Source organism: Streptomyces dysideae (genome assembly GCF_001514305.1).
GTDB lineage: Bacteria > Actinomycetota > Actinomycetes > Streptomycetales > Streptomycetaceae > Streptomyces > Streptomyces dysideae.
In genome coordinates this window covers 1-8,461 of record NZ_KQ949118.1, presented here as the reverse complement: position 1 = coordinate 8,461, position 8,461 = coordinate 1, and the positions used below count along the sequence as shown (strand labels likewise).

Sequence of the window (8,461 nt, the reverse complement as noted above, 5' to 3'; positions counted from 1 at the left end):
TCCCGACGCCAACTCGGCCGGGGTCGGGGCCGCGGCCGGCGCCTTCCTGACCTGGCGGCAAGGGAGGCGGCGGCAACAAGGGCAAGCCCGGCACGCCGAAGGCTCCCACCACCTCTTCGAACGCCCAGATTCTGGCCGGGAACTTGGCCAAGTCCGGGGTCAAGCGTCCAGCGGAGACATCCGCTCATCACATCGTGGCAAGCACGTCGGTGCGGGCCGCTCCAGCCCGGGGGATGCTGGCCAAATACGGAATCGACGTCAACGACGCGGTCAACGGGGTGTATCTGCCGACGGGATCGAAGTCGGCGAACCCGAACAACACGTCCGTGCACTCCAAGATCCACACGAACGACTACTACGGGTACGTCAACGACATGATGGCTGGCGCGCGGAACCGCAGCGAAGCGATCGACGTGCTCAGTCACATCCGCAGGCAACTGCAGGGCGGATACTGGCCGTGAGAGGGTTCGACCATGAAGCAGCCTGTTGACCATGCTCGTGACATTGCCCTGCGGGTGCTGGAAGCAGTGACTGTCGCGGCGATTCCCGAAGTGCTGGACGTGGCGGAGGCCGTGCGTCGTTTCGAGGAGACGGAGTTCGACGTCCCGGAGGCGGGGGAAACAGACGGTTTCCTCTTCCAGTACGGATACGCGAACTGGTTCCCGGAGCCCACCTTCGTCATCGGGTTCACGCGCCAGCTGGGGGTGGGGGAGGGGGACTCCGTGGACGAGTACGTACAGATCCAGTATGAGTACCAATACAGTCACGATGCCGAACTGTCCCATCTCAAGAGCCCTGACTCCTGGTGGTTCCGTGACGACGGAACACCATTCGCCGCGTGGCTCGCCGCTGCACTGCGCGATCCTGTTTGGGGTGTCATCGGTAAGAAGAGCCCGGTCGCTTTCGAAGTCACGGAGGACCTGGTGTGACGGTGACGGGTCTGGCGGAGAGTGCGTACGACCTGCGCACGAGAGAGGACCTGGTGGCCTTCCTTCAACTGGCCGCGGAGGACCTAGCTGCGCATCCCGAGGACTGGGAGAACGATTCCCTGCCCGCCTTCCTGGAAGCCTGGGCCGCCTGGCTGAACGACTGCCCTGGGTGGTTCCGGAACAACGGGCAAGAGGTGCCCGAATGGCCGAGCTGGAAGCTCGTCGGTGACATGGTGATGGCGGCTCGCGCCTACGAGTGAGGCTCCGCTGAGAGCCCACGGTCCACCAAGTGCCGCCGCGCCGTCCGGTCACGGACGGCGCGGCGGCACTCTTCTGACAACCTGCGTGTAGGAATCTTTCGGTCAAGTTCCTTTATTTAAGGGCGTCTTCGAAGTTGGGCGGGGTGTGACGAACGGACGGCCTGCCGCATCGTCACGGGCGCTGAGAAGCAGGCGAGTTGGCCAAGGACGCAGGAAGCCCGTGGCCGTGGGGGATCATGACTGTTCTCTATGCAGCTTGATCGCCTGGACACACGGGCTTGGACAGCAATACGACGTTGCTGTTGGACCTGGACGGCCTGGCCGTGGCCAGGGTCGAGCGGCTCGCGGACGGCACCCCGTGAGTGCACCTGACCACAGCGGACGAGGCGGCGCGGGCCTGCCCCGCCTGCGGCGCATTCGCCGCACGCATCAGGGGCTTCGTGCAGACCCGCTCACGCGATCTGGCCTATGGTGAGCGGAAGCTGGAGCTGGTGTGGCGCAAGCGCTCTGGATTTCGTCGGTACCTTCTTCACACCCGCGTGCATCGTGGAGGACCAGTGCCTCGCCGACAGGTAGCGGGTCTGGGGCAAGGAGCACGGGTTCAATCCCGACACCAACGCGGCTGGGGTGGGGGCCGCGGCCGGCCGGCGCCTTCCTGACCGGCGGTTGCAAGGTGAAGCCGTCGGGAGCACGTCTCGAAGAAATCCCCATGAAGCCGGGATACAAGTCAGCTCCGTTCGGCCTGAAGGATCCGTACTCTACCGAGTCGGTGAGAACCGGTAGGACTACAACAAGGAGCTCTGCCCGATCACGAATGCCGATCGCGCCGCCGACCTCGGTTATCGCACGGTCATCAAGGCGAGTAGGGCGCCGTTCCATTCGCACGACCAGGAAGTGTTCTTCAACGGTAAGAACTACATCACGCCGGACGTCGATGGGCACAATGTCACAGGCGGCTGGAAGATGTTCAACCGACAAGGACGGCGGATCGGTACGTATGACCCGGATCTCAACTACCTCAAGCCATGACGGTTTCGCGATTGAGCTGGTGTCGGAGGGCACCGGCAGGATCGTCGTGGGCGACTTCGCTGAGACCTTTCGCACGGACCTGACGTTCTGGGGGCCGGGGCAATACGAGAGGAGCTGGGCGCGTGCGCTGCTCCGGCTGGAGGAGGCGGACGTGACGACCTCCTGTCTCGTCTCCTCCATCACGGACCCAAAGACAGCCAACTTTGTCTTCTGTTTGACGCTTTACCGGGTTCGGGACGACATTTTCGTGCAGAATTCACTGATCCTCCTGGGGGAGCTGGACGACGACTTCGACCCGGAGAACCCCTGGCTTTCCATCGGCTCCCGGGAGGTTGCCGACGAGGACGGAAATAGAATTTCAGAGTGGTGCACCGATATCACTGCTGTACGGGAATTCTGCGCGATGTTGAGATGGGGTTGAGTGAATGGCAGACGTGGAGTGGTTGGAATTCCACCTGACGGCCCTGATGTGCAGATGCCCTGGTTGCGCACCCAACTTGTGGAATGGTTGCGTAGGCTGAGCAGTCGAGAATGGCAGGAGAGGAACTGGCTGCCGACGGCACGGGCCGGGGTCGGGTTCGATGATGCCCTGGACTTCTTCGACGACACGGGAGTGCTCGACGAGCCCTCCGGGAGAATCGGGTTCATTCTGCTGAACGACAGGGAGGCTGTCGCCCTCGAAGAGCTGAATCGCGTCCTTGACGATGCGGCAAGCGGAAAGGGAATGAGTGACGAGGAGATCATTCATTCCGCGGGTTGGGTAGATGTCGTCGCTGCCGCTCAACGCGCGCTGGTCGCGCTGGGGGAGGACCCCTGACGCCGACTGGACCGACAGGCGCGGTGACAGCAAGTGATCTGATGGTCCAGCTCTCGGCTGTGCCCGAGACCTGTTGGATCGTCTCTTCCTGCCGGGATCAAGCCGGAGCCGTTACATGGCTAACGCTGGTACGGATCGGCACAACGGGAATTTGGCAACGGGGCCGGGGCCGGGGCCGCGGCCGGCGCCTTCCTGACCGGCGGCTGCAAGGGGAATCCGTCAGGTGCTCGTCCCCAGGAATTCCCCATGAAACCGGGATACAAGCCGGCTCCGTTCAACCCGAAGGATCCGTACTCTCCCGAGTCGGTGAAGGGGCGTCAGGACTACAACAAGCAGCTCTACCCGACCACGAACGCCGATCGCGCCGCGGAACTCGGTGACCACACGACTATCAAGCCGAACAGGGCGCCGTTCTACTCGCACAGCCAGGAGGTGTTCTCCAACGGTAAGAACTACATCAGTAGCTGTTCAGCAGGGTGCGGCCTGTTCGCTGGCCTGGCGTGATCGCTAGGGTGTCGGGGTGGGGGATGCAGACTGGTCCACGAAGGATCTCGTCGCCGAGTTGGCTGCGGTACGCGGCGAGTTGGCGGCTGCCCGGGGTCGTGAGGCCGCCAAGGATGAGCGGATCGATCTGCTGAACCGCCGACTTGTATGGGGGTAGCGGGACGCGGTCGGGTTGGCCGTTCGTAGCGTGCCGTAGGACGCCGGGCCGGGTGACTCGTGAACCGTCTGCCGCTCTTCGGGGCTGGCTCTCCCGGGGTATGTCGCCGGTCCGGTGTCCGTCCGCGGTCTGACTCAACAGAGGCGTGTCCCGGCCAGGTTGGTTCCGGAAGTCGGCGTGTCGGCCGTGGATGCCCTGTCGTCCGACCGTGAGGAACACTGTCCCGTGATACTGCTCGGTGTTGACCCCCACAAGTCCACCCATACCGCCACCGCCGTCGAGCCGGAATCAAACCAGCAGGTCGGGACGATGCGGATCGAGGCGAGCCTGACGGATTACCGGCGGCTGCTGACCTGGGCCAAGCGGTGGCCGCAGCGGAAGTGGGCGGTGGAGAATGCCAACGGATTGGGCCGGCATCTCGCTCAGTGGCTCATCGCCCGCGGTGAGAGCGTCGTCGATGTTCCTGCCGCAGCGACCAGTCGGGTGCGCGAACTCTCCCGCGGTGGACGGCGCAAGAACGACCAGATTGACGCCGCGGCCGCGGCCACCGTCGCCTATCTGCAGGGAGACGGACGGGATGTCGAACCCGAGGACCACACCACGGCGCTGGCTCTTCTGGACGAACGGCGTGTGAACCTGGCCCAGGCCCGGGTCCGCACAGTCAACCAGCTTCACGCACTGCTGCGTGATCTGCTGCCCGGCGGCGCCCCGACCCAGCTGTCCGCGGACCTGGCCGCCAAACTGCTGCGGTCCGTCCGTCCCGCTGGCGACGTCGAGACCGTCCGCAAGGACATCGCCTGGGATCTGGTCGCCGAGATCCGGAAACTGGACAAGCAGCTCACGGACAATGCTGCCCGGATGCAGAGCCTTGTGGACGCATCGGGCAGTGCGCTGATGGACACCCCGGGCATCGGGCCGGTCATGGCCGCCCGGCTGATCGGCCGCACCCGACGGGCTCACCGATTCCCCACCTCGGCGGCGTTCGCGAACTACGCCGGTGCCGCCCCGGTGGAGATCGCCAGCGCGGACAAGGCCCGCCACCGGCTCTCCCGCTCCGGCGACCGCCAGCTCAATTCTGTCCTCCACACCGTCGCAGTCGTGCAGATACGGATGCCGAAATCACCCGGACACGCTTACTACCAGCGCAAACTCTCCGAGGGTAAGACGCCGAAGGAAGCGAAGCAGTGCCTGAAACGCCGCCTGGCCGACCACGTGTGGCGCGTCATGATCGCCGACGAACGAAGAGCCAAGTCCCTCCCTGGCCAGGCGGCTTGACAAGACACAGAGGCACCCCGGGTTCGGTCTCTGGAAAGCAGAAGAGGATCGGTCGGGAGCATCCGGACAGCGATCACGACCGTAAGCGTTGAGCGTTCTGGAAGGGCAGCCGCCTTCGGCCGGATGTGCTTCGTTGCACCTGTATGGGTTCGACAAGAGGCTGGGGCGGGCCGTGCTGGTGGCCTGACCTCCCCGGTGGCCCGCCGGTGGCCGGACGCCTCTGGACGACGTACTACGAGGCAACACAGACCAACGAGCCGCACCAGTTCTGATCAGGCAGAACACCACCAGACAGCACGACCCGGCACCGTGCAGCACGATCCCTCACGGTCTCGTAATGCGTAGGTCTCGGGTTCGAATCCCGAAGGCGGCTCCATGGTGAACCCCGGGTCAGGCCTCTGACATGGGGTTTCTTCGTTTTGTTGACCTTGGGATTCGGGCTAATCGGACACTCGTGGTCTACGCATCGCAATGCGTAGGTCCGAGGTTGACAGCCAGTGGCGATTCCGTTCTGCAGGGCTGTGAGCTGGCCTTTTTCCCCTCGCTGCCGATCCGCCTCGGTCTGTTCGGTTCGACGTGGTGGCCATTTGGTGGCCAAGCGTGCAGCGCTCGTGCGGATGGCGCCTCGGGCAGTCGGCCGGCTGGATGCGTGCTGGTCGATGAGAGTTGTGCCATCCGAACAATGTCCCGTGATCCGCCGGGGTGTTCCGGTGGGCGGTTTCGGGTGATTTTGGCGCGGGATGTGAGGCGGGTTTCCGCTGGTGGGTTGGGGTGCCGAGTAGCCGTCCCGGTGGTGGGGTCTCCGAGGTCCCTGGTCGTGGACGGGTGGGCCTGCTGAGCGGATCAGGTCCGCAGTGTGCAGCCGACCGCCGTCCACAGGCTGGCGAAGGCGTCCTGTCATGGCCGGCGTTGGGGCAGGTGGAATGTCATGGGAGCCCCGGCCCAGGCCGACAACGACAGCAACTTCGGAGGGGGTGCGGGTCTTCTTGAGTGACGGTGCTGGGGTCGGCGTGCCTGTCGGGGTGGTTTTCTCGTTGCGGTAGCTGGTTGATCGGCTGGCGTGGAGAGGTGGACCGGGTGGGCTGCGACGAGGTGCTCGTGCTGCTGCGGGAGCATGAGGCGGCCTGCTGTGGGGAAGCGGAGCGGCTGCGCGGGGAGGCCGAGCGGATCGCCGGACTGCTGCGGGTGTGCGAGGAGGAGCTGGCCCGGCTGTCCACGGCCGTCCAGGTGGTCGGCGAACTGCCGGCGGTGCAGACTTCGGCCGTGTCCGCCCGGCTCCAGGTCCCCGCCCCGCGCGGCGAGTTGGCCGGCGGGCAGGCGGCGGAGGTGGCCGCGTCCTTCACCGAGCGGGTGCTGGGGGTACTGGCCGGGTATGCGGGTCCGGTGCGGTGTCGGCAGGTGGTGGAGGGACTGGGCCTGGAGGCGACGGCGCGCAATGTCGAGCGGGTACGCCACCAGTTGAAGAAGACCGCCGCCGCGGGGCGGGTGGTGCAGACGCCCGGCGGCCTGTTCACTCTCACGCGCGTACGGGCCCCGGCAGGCGGGTGAACGCCCGTGCGGGAGCGGGCCCTTCTCGTGTTGCCCGGGTGAATGTAAGCCGCTCAGTACGAGAAGGAACCCGGTGGCACCCTACCCGCAGCCGATCGCCCGCCCCGACGACTTCGCCGCCTCCCGCGCCCAACTGACGGCAATGATCGCCCGTTTGGGCGGCGCGGAGATGATGACCTGCACCCAGGAGGTGCTGGAGGACTACCTGACCGCGACCGGGCGCGAGCTCCAGCGGCTGCTCATGCAGGACTAGCTCGACGCCCGGTCCCGCCTCGAGCAGCGGCGCCCGGCCGTGGCCGGGGCGGACGGAATCGCGCGGGTGCGGGCCGAACAGGGCCATCGCCGACTCCTTGCCACCACGGTGGGCAGGGTGGAGGTGGCCCGGATCGCCTACCGCGCCCCGGGTGCCGCCAACCCGCATGTCGCTGATGCCGCCCTGGTCCTGCCCGATCGCCTGCACTCCTTCCCGCTGCGGCGCGCGGTGGTGCACGAGGTCGCGAGAGGTCCGCTGCGGCAAGCGCGCGAGGGTCTGGCCCGCACCACCGGCCAGCAGCTGGGCACCCGCCAGCTGCGGGAGATCACCAACGGGGCCGCCCGCGATGTGCGCGACTTCTACGCCCAACGAGCCCAGGAGCCGGGGCCGGCCCCGGCGGGCGGGACCTGCTGGTCCTCAGTATCGACGCCACCGGTGTGAACGTGATTCCCTCCGGCCTGCGCACTCCGGCCCCGGCCCGGCCTGCCGGGGCGCAGCCGCCCTCGGCCCAGCTCTCCTCGTGCGAGCGGACCGGCCGCACCCGCATGGCCTGCGTCACCGCCTGCTACGACGCCGCCCCCGCGCCCCGCAGTGCCGCGGACGTGCTGCCCAAGGACGCGGCCGAACGCGAGGCCCGCCGCAAGGGCCCGCGCGCCGCGGGCCGCCGGATCGACGCCTCTTTGGAGCACTCCACCGTCGCCATGGTCACCACGCTGTTCGACCAGGCCGAAAAGCGCGACCCGACGCATGGCCGCCGCTGGATCGTGCTGGTCGACGGCGCCAACCACCAGCTGGAATGCCTGGAGAGAGAAGCCGCCGGACGCGGCGTGGACATCGACATCATCGTCGACTTTGTGCACGTGCTCGAATACCTGCGGAAGGCCGCCGAGGACCTGCACCCCGCCCAGCCCGCCCGCGCCGCCTTCGTCCAGACCACAGCCCGCGACCTGCTGGAGGGCCACGCCCCGCGCGTGGTCGCCGACCTGCACGCCTATCAGCGCGCCCGCACCGAACAGGACCGCCCCGCCCCCGGACTGGAACGCGCCGCCGCCTACCTGAACTACCACATCGCCCTCACCCTCGGCTGGCCGATCGCCAGCGGCGTCATCGAGGGCTGCTGCCGCTAGCTCGTGAAAGATCGTTTGGATGTGACCGGGGCGAGGTGGAGCCTTCCCGGCGGCGAGGCGATCCTGCTCCTGCGTGCCGTCATCGCCAACGGCGACTTCGACGAGTACTGGCAGTTCCACGTGCGCCGCGAGTACCAGCGCACCCACGCAGTGCTCTACCAGGAGCAACTCGACATCGCCGCATGACTACTCAAGATCCGCTCACTCAAGGAGACCCGCACCCTAAATTGGGCGCTCGTGGTCTGTGCATCGTAATGCGTAGGTCGGGGGTTTGGTTTCCGTGACCGTGTAGACGGCATGCGCCTCTGAACTGGGCTTTTGCTCATCTGGGAGGGTTGGGTCAGGCATATGCAATGAGGTTCGGTGGATAACCGGTGGACAGGCGTGCGTGACACTCCATCAGGGGCCTGTCGCTGCACCCGGACCAACGGGTGGAAATGCGACCATCTTCGATGGGGCGATCGGAAGCGACGGGACTGTCTGGTCCTGACAACTTCAGTGTCGGAGAACGGCGGCTACCCGTCAGCGACGCCGTCGTACGAGTGGATAGCGGCCTCCGGCT

At 66.4% G+C, this 8,461-nt stretch carries 15 protein-coding genes; all 15 read left to right on the top strand.

Features of this window, described 5'->3' with window-relative positions; all coding sequences use genetic code 11:
• The first annotated feature begins 143 nt into the window (after positions 1-143).
• Entirely contained in the window at positions 144-461 is a 318-nt protein-coding gene (locus AQJ91_RS41760) for an AHH domain-containing protein (protein ID WP_067033260.1), read from the top strand.
• A 12-nt stretch (positions 462-473) separates the two neighbouring features.
• Entirely contained in the window at positions 474-929 is a 456-nt protein-coding gene (locus AQJ91_RS41755) for a hypothetical protein (protein ID WP_067033258.1), read from the top strand.
• Positions 926-1,189, top strand: a complete 264-nt coding sequence (locus tag AQJ91_RS41750; protein ID WP_107122677.1) for a DUF7660 family protein — start codon at positions 926-928, stop codon at positions 1,187-1,189. The genes AQJ91_RS41755 and AQJ91_RS41750 overlap by 4 nt, the downstream gene beginning before the upstream one ends.
• Positions 1,190-1,551: 362 nt before the next feature.
• A complete protein-coding gene (locus tag AQJ91_RS58605; protein ID WP_079085601.1) occupies positions 1,552-1,848 on the top strand; it encodes a transposase family protein in 297 nt (98 codons plus the stop codon).
• 148 nt (positions 1,849-1,996) lie between these two features.
• Entirely contained in the window at positions 1,997-2,218 is a 222-nt protein-coding gene (locus AQJ91_RS51130; RefSeq protein ID WP_079085600.1) for a toxin C-terminal domain-containing protein, read from the top strand.
• A complete protein-coding gene (locus AQJ91_RS41745) occupies positions 2,187-2,639 on the top strand; it encodes a hypothetical protein (protein ID WP_159054786.1) in 453 nt (150 codons plus the stop codon). Before AQJ91_RS51130 ends, AQJ91_RS41745 begins: the two co-directional genes overlap by 32 nt.
• A 54-nt stretch (positions 2,640-2,693) precedes the next feature.
• A complete protein-coding gene (locus tag AQJ91_RS41740; protein ID WP_407697034.1) occupies positions 2,694-3,035 on the top strand; it encodes an SCO4402 family protein in 342 nt (113 codons plus the stop codon).
• Between the two features lie 246 nt (positions 3,036-3,281).
• Complete coding sequence (locus AQJ91_RS41735; RefSeq protein ID WP_067033254.1) at positions 3,282-3,539, top strand: hypothetical protein; 258 nt, start codon at positions 3,282-3,284, stop codon at positions 3,537-3,539.
• Between the two features lie 16 nt (positions 3,540-3,555).
• On the top strand, positions 3,556-3,696 hold the full coding sequence (locus AQJ91_RS54135; RefSeq protein ID WP_159054784.1) for a hypothetical protein: 141 nt from the start codon (positions 3,556-3,558) through the stop codon (positions 3,694-3,696).
• 225 nt (positions 3,697-3,921) lie between these two features.
• The gene (locus AQJ91_RS41730) at positions 3,922-4,971 is read left to right on the top strand and encodes an IS110 family RNA-guided transposase (RefSeq protein ID WP_067033356.1); all 1,050 of its coding nucleotides are present in this window, start codon (positions 3,922-3,924) and stop codon (positions 4,969-4,971) included.
• Positions 4,972-6,018: 1,047 nt separating this feature from the next.
• A complete protein-coding gene (locus AQJ91_RS41725) occupies positions 6,019-6,519 on the top strand; it encodes a hypothetical protein (protein WP_159054783.1) in 501 nt (166 codons plus the stop codon).
• 73 nt (positions 6,520-6,592) lie between these two features.
• The gene (locus AQJ91_RS41720) at positions 6,593-6,772 is read left to right on the top strand and encodes a hypothetical protein (RefSeq protein WP_067033250.1); all 180 of its coding nucleotides are present in this window, start codon (positions 6,593-6,595) and stop codon (positions 6,770-6,772) included.
• Positions 6,773-6,838: 66 nt separating this feature from the next.
• The gene (locus tag AQJ91_RS41715; protein ID WP_067033248.1) at positions 6,839-7,213 is read left to right on the top strand and encodes a hypothetical protein; all 375 of its coding nucleotides are present in this window, start codon (positions 6,839-6,841) and stop codon (positions 7,211-7,213) included.
• Positions 7,210-7,899 carry a hypothetical protein gene (locus AQJ91_RS41710; RefSeq protein ID WP_079085599.1) on the top strand — a complete coding sequence of 230 codons (690 nt, stop codon included), beginning with the start codon at positions 7,210-7,212 and terminating at the stop codon, positions 7,897-7,899. Before AQJ91_RS41715 ends, AQJ91_RS41710 begins: the two co-directional genes overlap by 4 nt.
• A 21-nt stretch (positions 7,900-7,920) precedes the next feature.
• On the top strand, positions 7,921-8,085 hold the full coding sequence (locus AQJ91_RS54130; protein ID WP_159054781.1) for a hypothetical protein: 165 nt from the start codon (positions 7,921-7,923) through the stop codon (positions 8,083-8,085).
• Positions 8,086-8,461 lie beyond the last annotated feature (376 nt).

Coding starts and splice junctions, on each gene's coding strand:
- AQJ91_RS41755 (WP_067033258.1), top strand. CDS start 474: ATGAAGCAGCCTGTTGACCATGCTCGTGACATTGCCCTGCGGGTGCTG.
- AQJ91_RS41745 (WP_159054786.1), top strand. CDS start 2,187: ATGACCCGGATCTCAACTACCTCAAGCCATGACGGTTTCGCGATTGAG.
- AQJ91_RS41740 (WP_407697034.1), top strand. CDS start 2,694: ATGCCCTGGTTGCGCACCCAACTTGTGGAATGGTTGCGTAGGCTGAGC.
- AQJ91_RS41735 (WP_067033254.1), top strand. CDS start 3,282: ATGAAACCGGGATACAAGCCGGCTCCGTTCAACCCGAAGGATCCGTAC.